Genomic DNA, 14,761 nt, shown 5'->3' with positions numbered 1-14,761 from the left:
GGGCGGGTACGGCCTTGCCCTGGCTCGGTGCAGGCTTGCTGGCCGCCATGTCCCTGCGCTTGGCGTGGTTGCGGTGGCGTACCCCGCAGGCCGCGGCGGCACAACTGCAATCGGCTCCGACACCTGCGGCCATGCCCTCTCCACCGGTGTGGCTGTGGGCCGCGCTGTCCGCGGGATTGCCGCTGGCCCTGCCATTTGTGGCGCGCTCCGTCGCCTCCCAATCCGGCGAGGGCGCGCTGGCGACTTTCAACTACGCCTGGAAGCTCATCGAGCTGCCGCTGATTCTCGCCATTCAACTGGTGGCAACGCTGGCCTTCCCGGCAATCGCCAAGGCGTTGGCGGGCGACGACGCGGCGGCGACCGCGCGGGCCATCCGCAGCGCCATCGCCCTCGCTTGGGTGCTCGCTTGCGCCGCTGCCACCGCGCTGCTGGTGGGTGCACCGGCCATCGCGCAACTGCTATTCGGGTGGGGGCGCATGGAGCCCCAAGCCCTGGCACGGATTGCGCAATGGGGCGCTGCCGGCGCTTGGGGCCTGCTGCCGCAAGCGCTGATCGCCGTCGGCCTGACAGTGCTGGCTGCGCGGGGCCGGATGCGAGTCGCGGTGGCGGCATATGCGCTGGCATTGGCACTGCTGCTGTGGTTCGGCGTACGCGGACCGGCAGACGGAGCCCAGCTGATGCTGGTTTTGAACGTCCTGCTGAGCCTGGTGGCCATTGCCGTCATCGCAGCGCTGGGTCCACAAGCTCTCGGGTGGATGCCGTGGCGCGCCATGACGGCATCGGCTGCCTGCCTCCTGGGCGTGGTGGCGATCGTTTCCCGGGTGTGGGATGTATCGTCGGCGGGCCTCGCTCCGGCCTTGGCCCTGGCGGCCTTGGCGGCCCTGCTCGTGATGGGTGCGGCGTGGTGGAGCAGCAGCGACTTGCGCTCGGCCCTCGCGCGATAATCGCGCTCTCCCATGCTTGAACTGATACAGATCACGAACGACCCGGCGTTCGCTCGCCGCTGCGATGCCCTGGGCAACTTCCGCCTGTTCGTCGACCTGGAACGTTTGGGCAAGGCCGAACGGCAGGCCGGCCGCAACACGTTCATCAGCGTGCACGCGCTGGACGATGTGGCGCGTGTACGCGAAGTGGTGCGCCAATCCAAGTTGATGGTGCGAGTGAATCCTCTCAACGTGGGCACACCCGCCGAAGTGGACGCGGTGATCGCGCAAGGCGCGGACATGCTCATGCTGCCGATGTTCACCCAAGCGCATGAGGTGCGCGAGTTTTCGGCACTTGTGAATGGGCGCCTGCCAATCGTTCCGTTGCTGGAAACTGCGGGCGCACTGGAGTGCCTGGAAGACTGGATCGCCACGCCCGGCCTCACCGAGGTTTATGTGGGGCTGAACGACCTTCACATTTCGCTGGGCCACCGCTTCATGTTCGTGCCGTTGGCGCAGGGCCTGGTAGACCGGGTCGCGCACGCAGCCCATCGCCAGGGCCTTCGCTTCGGCTTCGGTGGCATCGCGCGGGTCGACGAAGGGCAACTGCCGGGCCGCGACGTCCTGGCCGAGCATCTCCGCCTTGGCTCGGGTTCGGTCATCTTGTCGCGCACGTTCAATCGCGCGGACGACAGCGGTGCTTTCGATGCCGAAGTGGCCAAACTGCGGCGCGCCGAAGCCGAACTGTCGCAACGCACGCCCGCGCAGATCGAGGCCGACCGCCTGCGGGTGGCGTCCACGATCAACGGCATCGCGGCAAGTCTTGCCGTATGAAGAGGGCGCTGGACGTGCTGCTGTCGCTGGCCGCGCTCATCGTGCTTTCTCCGGTGCTGCTGCTGGCCGCGGCGGCCATCGCCATTGAAAGCGGCGCGCCCGTCTTCTTCAAGCAAGTGCGCCTCGGCTTGGGCGGCCGCGAGTTCGGCATGTACAAGTTTCGCAGCATGGTGAAGGACGCGGCCAGCATCGGCCCCTGGCACACGGCCAGCGATGACCCGCGCATCACGCGGGTGGGCCGCTTTCTGCGCCGCACCAGCATCGACGAATTGCCGCAGCTGCTCAATGTGCTCAAGGGCGAGATGAGCATCGTGGGGCCTCGTCCCGACGTGTCGGCCCAGCGCGCGCTGTACAGCGACGAGGACTGGGCGGTAAGGTGCAGTGTGCGCCCCGGCATCACGGGCCTTGCGCAAGCATTGCTGCGCTCCGAAGCGACAGAAGTGCGCCGGCTGGAACTGGACCTGCGCTATGCGCGCTTCCATAGCCTCTCGATGGATCTCAAGATCATCGGGTGGACGTTGGCGCGTTTGGGCGGCAAGGGGAGCAACTAGATGTGCGGCATCTTCGGTTACTGGGATCGCCAACGCCGCGCCATGCCCGACGGCGCCTTGCCCGCCATGGCGCAGAAGCTCGTGCACCGCGGCCCGGACGATGAAGGCATCTGGCACCAGCCTGAGCGTGGCGTCGCCATCGGTAACCGGCGGCTGTCCATCATCGATATTGGCGGCGGACACCAGCCCTTCGTTTCGGACGACGGCCGCGTGGCTGTGGTCCAGAACGGTGAGATCTTCAACTACGTCGAGCTGGCCGCCGAGCTGCGCGCGCAGGGCGTGGAACTGCGCACGCATTCGGACACCGAGGTCATCCTGCGGCTCTACGAGCGCGAGGGCATTTCGTTCCTGAGCAAGCTCAACGGCATGTTCGCCATCGCGATCGACGATGCGCGCGAGGACGCGATGTACCTTGTGCGCGACCGTATCGGGGTCAAGCCGCTGTACTTTGCGGACGATGGCACGCGCGCGATCTTCGCTTCCGAAATCAAGGCGATGCTGCCCTGGACGGGCACCGATACCGGCTTCGACGGCATCGACCTCGAGGCGATCCACCACTACCTGACGTTCAACTACATCCCCGCGCCCTGGACCATTTGGCGCGGCATCCGCCACGTGATGCCCGGCACCTGGATGAAGTTCACGCGCAGCGGCGTGGAAACGCAGCGCTGGTGGGACTTGTCCGCACAGCGCGAACAGGATTTCGAGTTCGGCGAGTGGGCAGAGGAATTCATGTCCATCCTGGACGACGCGACGCGCATCCGTTTGCGCGCGGATGTGCCCTGGGGCGCTTTCCTCTCCGGCGGCGTCGATTCCAGCACCATCGTCGGCTTGATGGCGCGGCACGTGAAGGAGCCGGTCAAGACTTTCTGCATTGGATTCGCCGACCCGCGCTTCGACGAATCCGCCTTCGCAGCCGAAGCTGCGCGCCGCTTTGGCTGCGAGCACACCAGCGAGATCGCCGAGCTGAACATGCTGGATCGCTGGCCGCATGTGCTGTATCACCTTGACCAGCCGCATGGTGACGCGTCGTTCATGCCAACCCTGCGAGTGAGTGAACTCGCCGCAAAGCACGTGAAGGTGGTGTTGACGGGCGACGGCGGCGACGAGCTCTTTGCGGGCTACGAGAAGTACGAAGAGTTCTTCGGCCGGCCCGATGCACAGACGCTCGACACGGCGAGCTTCCAGCGCAGCTACTTCGACTCGATCTCGCTGTTTGCACCGGCGAACAAGAACGCGCTCTACCGGCCGGAAGTCGCGGCACGGCTGCAAGGCATCGACAGCTTCGACGCCGCCGCGAAGCCGTGGTTCGATGAAGCCGCGCATTTCGACCGGCTGAACCAGGCGCTGTACCTCGACATGCAGCTGCTGCTGTCCGGCAACAACCTCGTCAAGCCCGACCGCATGGGCATGGCGGTGTCGATCGAGGCACGCACGCCGTTCCTCGACTGGCGGATGATGGAGTTCGCCTTCCGTTCTCGTGGGGCCACCAAGATGCAGGGCGGCGACAAGAAGCATTGGTACAAGAAGGCCGTTGCGCCGTTGATCGGGCAGGACCTGGCTTACCGCAAGAAGCAGATGTTCACCGTGCCGGTGGGCGAATGGTTCCGCTCGACCAGCCATGAATGGTTGAAGCAGACGCTGCACGGCAGCGACTTGCTGCGCCGGCTGTTCCGCACGGAAGCCATCGACGCGATGCTTTCTGCTCATCGCGCCGGCACTGCCAATTACACGCGCGAGCTACGGGCACTGGCCGCGTTGGCCTTGTGGGAAGCCAATGGCCCAACCCAATAGCTCTGCTGGCAAGCACTTGCCGACCTGGCTGTTCGTCGCGTATGGGGGCGGGCATATCGCCATGGTGCTGCCGGTAGCGCAGCGCGTGCGCGACCTCGGAATCGCGCGACCGCTTGTGCTCGCCCTCACGACCGCGCAGGCGCCAAGCCGTGCCGCCGGCCTGGAGACGGTAGGGTTCGCGGACTTTGTGCAGCCCGAGGATGCGCCCGCCCTGGCGCACGGCGCGCAGCTGCTGGCAGGGCTGTCCGCGAGCAACGCCGACCCGCGAGAAAGCGCCGCCTACCTCGGCCTCAGTTACGCAGATTTGGTGGAGCAGTTGGGCGTAGAAGCGGCGGCGCAGGCGTACCGGACGTTCGGGCGCCAGTGCTTTCATCCTTTGCCGACCCTGCGACGCATTCTGCAGGCCGTCTCCCCTTCGCTCGTCGTGGCCACCAATTCGCCGCGGGCCGAGCGGGCTGCTATCGAAGCGGCCGGGGCGTTGACCATTCCTTCGGTCTGCATGGTGGACCTGTTCGCGGTCGACGAAAAGCGCTGGATCGGGCAACCGGGGTATGCAAATCGGGTGTGCGTGCTCAATGAGAGCGTGCGGCAGATGCTGCTGGCGGAGGGCCGCGCGCCGGATGAAGTGGTGGTGACGGGCAATCCCGCCTTCGATGGCCTCTTCGATCCGGCGCATCGGCAAGCATCGATCGACGTGCGGCAGCGCCTGAATGCAGGGCGCCGCAAGGTGGCCTTGTATGCGCCCAGCCCGGAGCCGCTGCGGCATCCGGTGCGCGAGCAGGCTGGCAATGAGCGCCTGCCCCACGACGTGCTGGCCCACCTCTTGGCATGGGCGAAGGGGCGGCCGGACGTCGTCCTCGCCGTGCGGCCTCACCCTAGCCAGGCTCAGGACATTTCGCTGCCGGAAGGCGGCAACGCCATGCTCGCGGCGCAAGGCTGGCCACTGGAGCCGCTGCTGCATGCCAGCGACGCCGTGTGCGTCACGGTGTCCACCGTCGGGCTGCAGGCCTGGCTCATCGGCAAGCCGGTGGTCCAGGTGCCGGGCTCGATGTTCGATGACGGGGCGCCGTTTGCCGCCATGGGTATCGCGCGTGGCTCGCCGATGGCCGACGTCGGCGCTGCCATGGACGCCGCCCTGGCCGAAACCGTGACGGAGCGCACGCCCCAGCGTGCCGCCGTGCCCCAAGTGATCGAGGTGCTGGCGCAGACGGCCAATTTATAATCGCAGGCTCCATGGAATCACCCCGCGGCATCACCATCGCGACGATTTGCGCACGGGGCGGAAGCAAGGGCATACCCGGCAAGAACATCCGTCCCTTTCCGGACGCCGCCGGCGCGCCCTTGATCGTCCACACCATCCGGCATGCGCTGCAGTGCGCCCGCATCGACAAGACCTACGTCTCTACCGATGACCCGGCTATCGCCGAAGTCGCGCGACAGGCGGGTGCGTTGGTCCCGTTCATGCGGCCGGCCGAGCTTGCGACCGACGGCGCCGGCAAGGTGCCAGTGATCGAGCACCTGGTAGCTCATCTCGAGTCCGGTGGCGAGCACGTCGCGCAAGTGGTCGACTTGCAGCCGACGTCCCCGTTGCGCGCCCCCGGCGACATCGAGGCCTGCCTCGACGCATTGGACGGGGCCGATCTCGCGTTGTCCGTCTGTGAGTCCGGAGTCCACCCCGCCTTCAGCCTGGTCGAACTGGCTCCCGACGGGACCGCGAAGCTGTGCAGCCCCGCAGGCGGCGTGCGGCGCCAGGATCTCAAGCCGGTCTATGCGTTGAACGGCAGCATCTACTGCTGGCAGCGCCAAGCACTGCCACGCGCAGTCAAGGACGGCGTCTGGAGCCTGCGTGTGCGGGGCGTTCCCATGCCGCGCGAACGGTCGGCGGACATCGACGATATGCTCGACTTCGAGTGGGCAGCCTGGCTGTACCAGCGCCAGCTTGCGGGGGGCGGTGCACGATGAAACGCATCTGCGCGCGCATCGACGTCAAGGGCGAGAACTGCGTCAAGGGCAAGAACTACGAGGGCCTCCGCAAGATCGGTCCGGCCGGCGCGATCGGACATCGCGCGTTCGGCGCCGGTTTCGACGAGGTGTTCTATATCGACCTGGTGGCGTCGCTGTACCGGCGCAACTTCGACGCGTCGGTCGTTGCCCAGGTGGCCAGTTCGCTCTTCATTCCCTTCTCGGTGACCGGTGGCGTCCGCTCGATCGATGACGCCAAGGCGTTGGTGGTGTCGGGCGTTGAAAAGGTCGGCGTCAACACCAGCGCGCACCAGAACCCCGGTTTGCTGGACGAGATGGCCGCACTTTTCGGCCGCCAGTTCTGCGTGCTGTCCATCGACGCCAAGCGGTTGGGGGCGGGCAGCTACGAGTGCCAGGTGCTGGGCGGGCGCGAGCACACGGGCGTGATGGTCGCGGACTTCGTCCGTGCCATGGCACCGCGCGTCGGCGAAATCCTTCTCACCAGCATCGACCGCGACGGTTGCCTGACAGGCCCCGACCTGGAACTCATCGAGCAGGTGGCGGGCTTGTGCCAGGTGCCGCTCGTGTATTCCGGGGGTATCCGAAACGTGGATGACATCCGGCAGGCCTTCAGGGCGGGCGCTTCGGGTGTCGCCGTCGGCGCGGCGTTCCACGACGAAGGCTTCATCGCCATGGAAGCCAAGGCTCAGCTTCAGGACGAGTTCGAGGTGAACCTGTGAAAGTCACAGTCGTCAACCTAGGCGTCAACAACATTCGCTCCGTGATCGGTGCGCTGGAACATGTGGGGATCGATGCGGCCGTCGCGTCGAGCCCCAACGAGCTGGGGCCGGTCTGCCTGATCCCAGGCATCGGCCATTTCGGCTTCGTCACGAAGTTGATGGAGAGGCAGGGCTGGATCGAGGCGTTGCGCACGCACGTCGCGCAAGACAAGCCCTTGCTGGGCATCTGCCTGGGCATGCAGCTGCTGTTCAAGGAATCAGTCGAGGCGCCGGGCGCCGAGGGCCTGGGCCTGCTCGAAGGCCGGGTGGGCAATATGGCCGACTTCCCGCTCGCCGGCGAGCGCGTGCCCGTCACGGGCTGGCGCAGGCTGGAAAGCGCCGATGCGCAGGTCGGCGGGCGCAACATGTACTTCAACCATTCTTATGGGCTGGCCGCGGATCATCCCCAGTGCCTGGCGTCGTATAGTTACGGCAACGCGCGCGTTGCCGCGATTGTCGGACGGGGGCGGGTCATGGGCCTGCAATTCCACCCCGAAAAGTCCGGGCTTGCGGGGCTGCATCTCCTCAAGCACTGCATCGAAAAGATCTCCACAGGAAGCCCTGATGTCTGATACGAATGTGCGGCTGGTTCGCTTCTGCACGCGTTGCGTGCAGTCCAACCAGCGCGTCTCCCCGTCCGAGGTGACCAAGGACTCGCGCACGAACGTGCGCCACACGCTCGAAATCGACGACGGCGTGTGCGACGCGTGCAAGGTCGTGGCCAAAAAGGACAGCATCGACTGGGCCGCAAGAGAAGCCGCGCTGGTGGAATTGCTGGACCGCTTCCGGGACCCGTCCAAGCCTTATGACGTGCTGATCCCCGGCTCGGGCGGCAAGGACTCGGTCTATCAGGCGCACATCCTCAAGACCAAATACGGCATGCGGCCGCTCACCATCACCTGGGCGCCCCACATGTACACCGACGTGGGCTGGGAGAACTTCCAGGCCTGGATCACCAACGGCGGCTTCGACAACCTGCTGGTGACGCCGGACGGCTCGGTGCACCGCAAGCTCACGCGACTGGCTTACGAGAACCTGCTGCATCCCTTCCAGCCCTTCGTGTTCGGCCAACGTCACCAGGCCGCCCGGCTCGCGAAGCGCTTCGGCATCTCGCTGGTGTTCTACGGCGAGCATCATGCCGAGTACGGCGCGCCCAAGGGCGAGGATGAATCGTCCGTCGTTCTGCCCAAGTACCTCACCGGTGAAGTCACGCCCGACACCCGCATCTCTGGTGTCACGGTCAGTGAGCTCGAGAAGCAGGGCATCAGCCAGCGCGACCTGGACATCTACATGCCCATGTCCGAAGCCGACTACACGGCCAGCGGGATCGAGACCCACTTCCTGGGCTACTTCCTGCGCTGGGACCCGCAGGAAATTTTCTACTACGCGCAGAAGCACACGGCCTTCCGGCCCAACGACCGGCGCACCGAGGGCACGTACTCCAAGTACAACTCCATCGACGACAAGCTCGACGGCTTTCACTACTGGTGCGCTTTCCTCAAGTTCGGGGTGGGGCGCTGCACGCACGAGGCCTCGCAGGAAGTGCGTCATGGCCACATCGACCGCGACGAAGCGCTGGCGCTGGTCGACCTGTACGACGGCGAGCTGCCCGAGCGCTACCTGCCCGAGGTGTTGGAATACATGGGCCTGGAGCGCGAGGAGTTCCTGCGGATCGCCGACTCGTTTCGCGCGCCGCACCTCTGGGAAAAGCGGGCGGACGGCTGGTGGCTGATGCACCGTGCGGCCGGCGTGCCCAAGCGTTTCGATTTCCTCAAATGAACACACCGACGTTCGCGGGCCGCACACCGTATGTGATCGCCGAAGCCGGCGTCAATCACAACGGCCGGTTCGACCTTGCCTGCGACTTGGTGCGCGCGGCCAAGGCGGCCGGCGCGGATGCGGTGAAGTTTCAGACCTTTGTGCCCGAGGCGGTGATCCAGCCCACGGCTCCGCGCGCGAAATACCAGGAAGCATCGCCCGGCGAAGGCGACGGCATGCTGGACATGGTGAAGCCGCTGGCGCTGTCATTCGACGATTTCCGGCGGCTGCGCACGCTGTGCGATGACATCGGCATCGACTTCATGTCGACGCCGTTCGATCGCGAGAGCGCGCGCTTTCTGGTGGAGCTGGGCCTGCCCTTCATCAAGATTTCCTCCGGCGACCTGGACAATTATTCTTTGCTCGAAGCCGTGGCCGACGCGCCTGGCACGCTGATCCTGAGCACCGGCATGGCGGACCTCGAAGATATCGAGCAAGCGCTCGCCTACCTGCGCGCACGCCGCGCCGGTGCCGTCGCGCTATTGCACTGTGTGTCGAGCTATCCGGCGCCGGCGGAAGACGCCAACGTCAGCGCGGTTGCCACGCTTGCAGAAGAATTTGGCTTGCCAACGGGATATTCGGACCACACCACAGGGTTCGCTGCGGCGTGTGCGGCCGTCGCACTGGGCGCGTGCATCGTCGAGAAGCACTTCACGCTGGACAAAGCGCTTCCCGGCCCCGACCACGCGTTTTCGCTGTCACCGGCCGAGTTGCAAGCCTTCACCGCGCAGTTGCGCGAAACGGCCGCGAGCTTGGGCGATGGCGTCAAGCTGTGCCTGCCGGTCGAGGTGGAATTGAAGACACTGGCCCGTCGCTCGCTGTACGCGGCACGCGACCTGAAGGCGGGAGAGGAAGTCGCCCCCGACGACGTGCTGGCCATGCGGCCCGCCACCGGTCTGGCTGCCAGCCTGTATCCGCGCCTCTTGGGCCAGCGCCTCGGGCGCGACATCCGGCGCCTCGAGGCATTTCAGGCCGTTGACATCGAGGGCGCTGCATGAAGGTCGCAGTCGTCACCGGCAGCCGCTCCGAGTACGGAATCCTGAAGCCCGTGATCGACGTGCTGCGCTCCGACTCGTTCTTCGATGTCGAAGTGATCGCCACCGGCTCGCACTTGTCGGCCGAGTTCGGCATGACCGTGACGCAGATCGAAGCCGACGGCATCGAAGTGCGTCATCGCGTGGAGATGCTGCTGTCGTCCGACACCGGCGTCGGCATGGCGAAATCGACAGGGCTCGGTGTCATCGGTTTCGCTGACACCCTGGCAACGGCCCAGCCGGAATGGGTGCTGCTGCTCGGCGACCGCTACGAAATCCTTGCCGCTGCGCAAGCCAGCTTGATGCTGGGGATCCCAGTGGCGCACATTGGCGGCGGCGACGTGACCGAAGGCGCGATCGACGATGCAATGCGCCATGCCATCACCAAGATGTCGCATTTGCATTTCGCGACGCATGAAAGCGCGGCGCAGTTGATTGCTCAATTGGGCGAGGAGCCGGAGCGCATCCATTGGGTCGGCAATCCCGGCCTGGACGCGATCCTGGGCGCGCCCCAGGCAACGCTTGCCGAGTTGCACGCGGCAGGCTACACGGTGGGTGCGAACGACTTGCTCGTCAGCCTGCATCCGGAGACGTTGGGCGACGCGTCCGGTCTCGGGACCACGGCCGCGCTGGCCCGTGAAACGACCCAGGCGCTGGAAGAATTTGCGTCGGGCAGCACCGTCTGGCTGGCCCTGCCCAACGCGGACCCGCAGGGCCGTGAACTCGGTCGGGTGTTGCGCCAGTGGGCGGACGGCAAGCCGTGGGTCCACGTGTACCCGTCGGTGCCGGCACGGATTTTCCGGGGGTTGATGGCGCACTGCCGCGCCATGGTCGGCAACTCGTCCGCAGCCCTCGCGGAAGCCCCGTCGCTGGGCCTTCCGGCCGTCAACATCGGTGCGCGGCAAGGCGGCCGGCTGGCCGGTGCGTCCGTGATCCACACGCAGGCGTCGGCGCCCGCCATCGTCGCGGCCATCCGCCAGGCCATGGCCATGAAGGGCCAGCCGTTCGTCAATCCGTACGGCGACGGAAAGTCGAGCCAGCGCATCGCCGACGTGTTGAAGGCATCGCACCCCGCACGCAATTGGCTGCGCAAGCGCTTCCATCGGATGGATACGGCAAAGGAGCGTTCATGCTGACGTTCGGCCTGGTAGGCGCGGGTGGCTTCGGCCGCGAGGTGATGCCGTTTGCCCGTGACAGTCTGCAGCGCAGCACCGGGGCGGCGGGCGGCCAACTGGATGTCGTGTTTGTCGACGACCGCCTCGCGGGCCAGGTTGTCAACGGGCTGCGCGTCTTGTCGGTGGCGGATTTCGAGACCACCGGCGAGCGCCGGTTGTTCAACATCGCGGTCGCGGATGCCGCGACCCGTCGGACGTTGGCCGCACGGCTCCGGCTTTGCGCCGAGCCGGTGAGCCTGATCGCGCCCAACGTTGTGATCGGCGACGGCAATTCGATCGCCCCGGGCGCGATCCTCTGCCCATTCACCAACGTGACCAGCAACGCCCGCATCGGCGAATTTTTCCACTGCAATATCTACTCGTACGTCGCGCACGATTGCGTGATCGGCGACTACGTGACTTTCGCCCCCGCAGTGCGTTGCAACGGCGCAGTCACCGTGGGCGATGATGCGTACATCGGAACCAGCGCCGTGCTGCGCCAGGGCACGCCGGAGCGGCCCATGCATGTCGGCGCGCGCGCCGTGGTGGGCATGGGCGCCGTCGTGACGCGAAGCGTTGCCGACGGCGTGACCGTGGTCGGCAACCCGGCGAGGGCCATGGAATGATCAATCAGGAAATTTGCGTTCCGCCTCAGACCACCGTGTTGCAAGCGCTTGCGCGGCTGGATGCCACCGGCTTCGGTGCGCTGGCCGTGATCGACGGGCCGCGGCTGGTGCGCGTCGTGACGGACGGTGACCTTCGCCGGGCCACGCTCGCGGGCCGCCAACCCTCGACGCCATTGTCGGAGTTGCCTTCGCATGAACCCATCTGCGCCGCCGAGGGCGACTCGGCAGCGCGGCTCATGGAGCTCATGAACCAGCACGTGTTCGACCACATCCCCGTGGTCGGCGCGGATCGCCGTCTCATTGACTTCATCTCGCGGCGCGAACTTTCGCAGCGCATCTGGTTGTCGTCCCCGCACCTGGGCGACGAGGAAACAGCCTTCGTCGAAGACGCCTTTCGCACCAACTGGATCGCCCCCTTGGGCCCGCACGTTGACGGATTCGAGCGCGAACTGGCCGCGCACGTCGGGGTGGGGCATGCCGCAGCCGTCAGTTCCGGCACGGCAGCAATCCATCTGGCGCTGCTGCTGTTGGGCGTGAAGCCCGGCGACACGGTGTTCTGTTCGTCGCTCACGTTCGTCGGCAGCTGCAATCCCATCATGTATTGCGGTGCGCAGCCGGTGTTCATCGATTCGGATCGGGAAACCTGGAACATGTCGCCCGCCGCGCTGGAACACGCGTTCGAGTGGGCGAAGAAGGAAGGGCGGCTGCCGCGCTGCGTCATCGTCGTGAACCTGTATGGCCAGAGCGCGGACATGGACGCGCTGCTCCCGATCTGCGAGCGTTATGGCGTGCCGGTTCTGGAAGACGCGGCCGAGTCGCTGGGTGCCTTGTACAAGGGCCGTGCCAGTGGCAGCTTCGGCGTCATCGGCGTGTACTCCTTCAACGGCAACAAGATCATCACGACTTCCGGCGGGGGCATGCTCGTGGCGAATGAAGCGGCCGTCGCGGAACGCGCACGCAAGCTTGCGACGCAGGCGCGCGAGCCCGCGCCGCACTACGAGCACGTCGAGGTCGGCTTCAACTACCGCATGAGCAATGTGCTGGCCGGGATCGGTCGCGGCCAATTGCGCGTGCTGGAGCAGCGCGTCGAGCAGAGGCGTGAAGTGTTCGAGACGTACCGGCGCGAACTGGCCGACCAGCCGCAAATCAACTGGATGCCCGAGCCGGAAGGCTATCGCTCGACCCGATGGCTCACGTGCTTCACGTTGCAGGGCCCCGGCGCGGCCAAACGCCGGGACGCGGTGCTCAAGTCGCTGGAGCGCCACTCGATCGAAGCCAGGCCGGTGTGGAAACCCATGCACCTGCAGCCGCTGTTCCGCGGGGCGCCGTACTTCCCGCACAGCGCGGACGACGTGGGCGCGAGCCTGTTCGAAGCAGGCATCTGCCTTCCGTCAGGCTCGAACCTCACGGCCGAGCAACAAGGCCGCGTCGTTGACCAGCTGCGCCGCGCATTGGCAGAGGACAGGCGTGCGGCTACCTAGGAACACGCTGTTCCTGCTCGCTGCCGATCTCGCGCTGGTGCTGCTGGCCGGATGGGCGGCGTTCTGGCTGCGCTTCAATTTCGTCATCCCCGAGGAGTTCGTGCAGCTTGCGTGGCGAGCCAGCCCATGGTGCGTGCTGGCGTATGGCATCGGCCTGTCGCTGGCGCGTGTGTACCGCCAGGTCTGGAGCTACATCGGCCTGCCCGAGCTGCGGCAACTGGCCGGCGGCATCATGCTCGGCGGGCTGCTGACCACGGCCGCCGTGCTCATGCAGCGGATGCCCAGCTTCCCGCGTTCGGTGTTGATGCTGCAGCCGCTGATCGCACTCGTGCTGCTGGGCGCTGCGCGGGCGGGTTGGCGGACGTTCATCGAGCGCCGGACGCTCGGCCATGGCGGGCGCCGCATGGTCATCGTCGGTTCGCTGCAGGACGCCTCGGACGCGTTGCGCGCCCTGAAGGGCTCGGCGCAATGGCAGCCGGTGGGCATCGTGTCACCGATCGCCGCGGAGGTGGGCCGCTCCATGCAGAACGTGCGCGTGCTCGGCCAGACGGCGGCCATCACGGACATTTGCGAAGCAGTGGAAGCCGAAGCTGCGCTGGTCGCCAGCCCGGCCGGTTCGCGCGACCGCCGCGAGGCGCTCATGAACGCGTCGGGCTCTCGAGTGACGCTGCTGACGATGCCGCGCCCTGACGAGTGGCTCAAGACCGAAAACGCCGGCCCACGCCGGATCGAACTGGAAGACCTCCTGGGCCGCACACCGGTGCAGCTCGACGAGGCGGGCCTGGCGGAACTGTTGTCCGGGCAGACGGTGCTGGTGACGGGCGCTGGCGGCTCCATCGGCTCCGAGCTGTGCCGGCAGGCGGCACGCTTCGGGGTCGGCCGCCTGATCTGCGTCGATGTTTCCGAATACGCCGTCTACCAGCTCGAGCAGGAGATGCGCGAGAACCACCCGCAAATGCACGGCGCCTATTACACGGCCAACGTGCGTGAGGTGGACAGGCTGCGCGCCATCGCGCTCAAGCACCGGCCCGCCGTCATGTTGCATGCAGCCGCCTACAAGCACGTGCCGTTGATGGAAGAACTCAACGAGGTCGAGGCGCTGCGCACCAACGTCGTCGGCACACTCAACGCGGCGCGGGTGGCGGGCGAGTGCGGCGCGCGCCGCTTCGTCATGATCTCCACCGACAAGGCGGTGAACCCCACGAACGTGATGGGCGCGAGCAAACGCCTGGCCGAGCTCATGGTGCAGGGCGTGGCCGCGAACTTCCCGCAGACGCAGTACGTGTCGGTGCGCTTCGGCAACGTGCTGGGCTCGAGCGGGTCGGTGGTACCGCTGTTCACGACGCAGATCGCCCGCGGCGGCCCGGTCACGGTGACGCATCCGGAGATCGTGCGCTACTTCATGACCATTCCCGAAGCCGCGCAGCTGGTGCTGCAGGCCGGGCTGATGGGGCGATCGGGCCAGATCTTCGTGCTGGACATGGGCGAGCCGATGAAGATCGTCGAGCTCGCGCGAATGCTGATACGCCTCTCGGGCCGGACCGAGCAGGAAATCCCGATCAGCTACACCGGTTTGCGGCCGGGCGAGAAGCTCTATGAGGAATTGCTGGCCGACGACGAAACCACCGAGCCCACGCCGCACCCCAAGTTGAGGATCGCCAAGACCAACGGCTCGCTGCCGGATATCGAGGCAGTGCTGCGTTGGATCGAGGAAGCCGGCCCGGCGCCTTCGCAAGAAGAAATCCGCCGCTGGCTGCGCACCCAGGTGCCCGAGTACGCTCCGCGCTGAAAACTGCGGAGCGTTG

14 protein-coding genes are annotated in these 14,761 nt (G+C 66.5%); all 14 read left to right on the top strand.

Translation table 11 applies throughout. The features are described from left to right. Nucleotides 1–944 (top strand): lipid II flippase MurJ (locus EEB15_RS29635; protein WP_305000516.1); only part of this gene is annotated, 944 nt, incomplete at its 5' end. Between the two features lie 12 nt (nucleotides 945–956). Then, nucleotides 957–1,757, top strand: a complete 801-nt coding sequence (locus tag EEB15_RS29630; protein WP_141513580.1) for an aldolase/citrate lyase family protein — start codon at nucleotides 957–959, stop codon at nucleotides 1,755–1,757. Beyond that, entirely contained in the window at nucleotides 1,754–2,308 is a 555-nt protein-coding gene (locus tag EEB15_RS29625; protein ID WP_141513579.1) for a sugar transferase, read from the top strand. Before EEB15_RS29630 ends, EEB15_RS29625 begins: the two co-directional genes overlap by 4 nt. Beyond that, nucleotides 2,309–4,102: an asparagine synthase (glutamine-hydrolyzing) gene (asnB, locus tag EEB15_RS29620; protein WP_141513578.1), complete on the top strand. Its 1,794-nt coding sequence runs from the start codon at nucleotides 2,309–2,311 to the stop codon at nucleotides 4,100–4,102. Further along, nucleotides 4,086–5,324, top strand: coding sequence for a UDP-glycosyltransferase (locus tag EEB15_RS29615; RefSeq protein WP_141513577.1), 1,239 nt, complete (start codon nucleotides 4,086–4,088; stop codon nucleotides 5,322–5,324). The genes asnB and EEB15_RS29615 overlap by 17 nt, the downstream gene beginning before the upstream one ends. A gap of 11 nt (nucleotides 5,325–5,335) precedes the next feature. Next, a complete protein-coding gene (locus tag EEB15_RS29610) occupies nucleotides 5,336–6,064 on the top strand; it encodes a cytidylyltransferase domain-containing protein (protein WP_141513576.1) in 729 nt (242 codons plus the stop codon). Next, nucleotides 6,061–6,804, top strand: coding sequence for a HisA/HisF-related TIM barrel protein (locus EEB15_RS29605; RefSeq protein WP_141513575.1), 744 nt, complete (start codon nucleotides 6,061–6,063; stop codon nucleotides 6,802–6,804). Before EEB15_RS29610 ends, EEB15_RS29605 begins: the two co-directional genes overlap by 4 nt. Next, nucleotides 6,801–7,415, top strand: coding sequence for an imidazole glycerol phosphate synthase subunit HisH (hisH, locus tag EEB15_RS29600; protein WP_141513574.1), 615 nt, complete (start codon nucleotides 6,801–6,803; stop codon nucleotides 7,413–7,415). The genes EEB15_RS29605 and hisH overlap by 4 nt, the downstream gene beginning before the upstream one ends. Further along, nucleotides 7,408–8,622 (top strand): N-acetyl sugar amidotransferase, encoded by a 1,215-nt coding sequence (locus EEB15_RS29595; RefSeq protein WP_141513573.1) that lies wholly within the window; start codon nucleotides 7,408–7,410, stop codon nucleotides 8,620–8,622. The genes hisH and EEB15_RS29595 overlap by 8 nt, the downstream gene beginning before the upstream one ends. Beyond that, nucleotides 8,619–9,659, top strand: coding sequence for an N-acetylneuraminate synthase family protein (locus EEB15_RS29590; RefSeq protein WP_141513572.1), 1,041 nt, complete (start codon nucleotides 8,619–8,621; stop codon nucleotides 9,657–9,659). Before EEB15_RS29595 ends, EEB15_RS29590 begins: the two co-directional genes overlap by 4 nt. Then, nucleotides 9,656–10,831 carry a UDP-N-acetylglucosamine 2-epimerase gene (gene neuC, locus EEB15_RS29585; protein ID WP_141513571.1) on the top strand — a complete coding sequence of 392 codons (1,176 nt, stop codon included), beginning with the start codon at nucleotides 9,656–9,658 and terminating at the stop codon, nucleotides 10,829–10,831. Before EEB15_RS29590 ends, neuC begins: the two co-directional genes overlap by 4 nt. Further along, nucleotides 10,825–11,475 (top strand): acetyltransferase, encoded by a 651-nt coding sequence (locus EEB15_RS29580; RefSeq protein ID WP_141513570.1) that lies wholly within the window; start codon nucleotides 10,825–10,827, stop codon nucleotides 11,473–11,475. The genes neuC and EEB15_RS29580 overlap by 7 nt, the downstream gene beginning before the upstream one ends. Beyond that, the gene (locus EEB15_RS29575; RefSeq protein WP_141513569.1) at nucleotides 11,472–12,956 is read left to right on the top strand and encodes an aminotransferase class I/II-fold pyridoxal phosphate-dependent enzyme; all 1,485 of its coding nucleotides are present in this window, start codon (nucleotides 11,472–11,474) and stop codon (nucleotides 12,954–12,956) included. The genes EEB15_RS29580 and EEB15_RS29575 overlap by 4 nt, the downstream gene beginning before the upstream one ends. Further along, entirely contained in the window at nucleotides 12,943–14,745 is a 1,803-nt protein-coding gene (locus EEB15_RS29570) for a nucleoside-diphosphate sugar epimerase/dehydratase (protein ID WP_141513568.1), read from the top strand. Before EEB15_RS29575 ends, EEB15_RS29570 begins: the two co-directional genes overlap by 14 nt. Nucleotides 14,746–14,761 lie beyond the last annotated feature (16 nt).

It is taken from the genome of Ramlibacter sp. WS9 (assembly GCF_003797765.1).
Classification (GTDB): domain Bacteria; phylum Pseudomonadota; class Gammaproteobacteria; order Burkholderiales; family Burkholderiaceae_C; genus Ramlibacter.
Note: the sequence above shows the minus strand (reverse complement) of the source record. Positions and strands in the feature narration are given on the sequence as shown.

What these genes read in the sequence shown, in the direction of transcription:
- EEB15_RS29630 (WP_141513580.1), top strand. Translation starts at nt 957, where the DNA reads ATGCTTGAACTGATACAGATCACGAACGACCCGGCGTTCGCTCGCCGC.
- EEB15_RS29625 (WP_141513579.1), top strand. Translation starts at nt 1,754, where the DNA reads ATGAAGAGGGCGCTGGACGTGCTGCTGTCGCTGGCCGCGCTCATCGTG.
- asnB (WP_141513578.1), top strand. Translation starts at nt 2,309, where the DNA reads ATGTGCGGCATCTTCGGTTACTGGGATCGCCAACGCCGCGCCATGCCC.
- EEB15_RS29615 (WP_141513577.1), top strand. Translation starts at nt 4,086, where the DNA reads ATGGCCCAACCCAATAGCTCTGCTGGCAAGCACTTGCCGACCTGGCTG.
- EEB15_RS29610 (WP_141513576.1), top strand. Translation starts at nt 5,336, where the DNA reads ATGGAATCACCCCGCGGCATCACCATCGCGACGATTTGCGCACGGGGC.
- EEB15_RS29605 (WP_141513575.1), top strand. Translation starts at nt 6,061, where the DNA reads ATGAAACGCATCTGCGCGCGCATCGACGTCAAGGGCGAGAACTGCGTC.
- EEB15_RS29595 (WP_141513573.1), top strand. Translation starts at nt 7,408, where the DNA reads ATGTCTGATACGAATGTGCGGCTGGTTCGCTTCTGCACGCGTTGCGTG.
- EEB15_RS29590 (WP_141513572.1), top strand. Translation starts at nt 8,619, where the DNA reads ATGAACACACCGACGTTCGCGGGCCGCACACCGTATGTGATCGCCGAA.
- neuC (WP_141513571.1), top strand. Translation starts at nt 9,656, where the DNA reads ATGAAGGTCGCAGTCGTCACCGGCAGCCGCTCCGAGTACGGAATCCTG.
- EEB15_RS29580 (WP_141513570.1), top strand. Translation starts at nt 10,825, where the DNA reads ATGCTGACGTTCGGCCTGGTAGGCGCGGGTGGCTTCGGCCGCGAGGTG.
- EEB15_RS29575 (WP_141513569.1), top strand. Translation starts at nt 11,472, where the DNA reads ATGATCAATCAGGAAATTTGCGTTCCGCCTCAGACCACCGTGTTGCAA.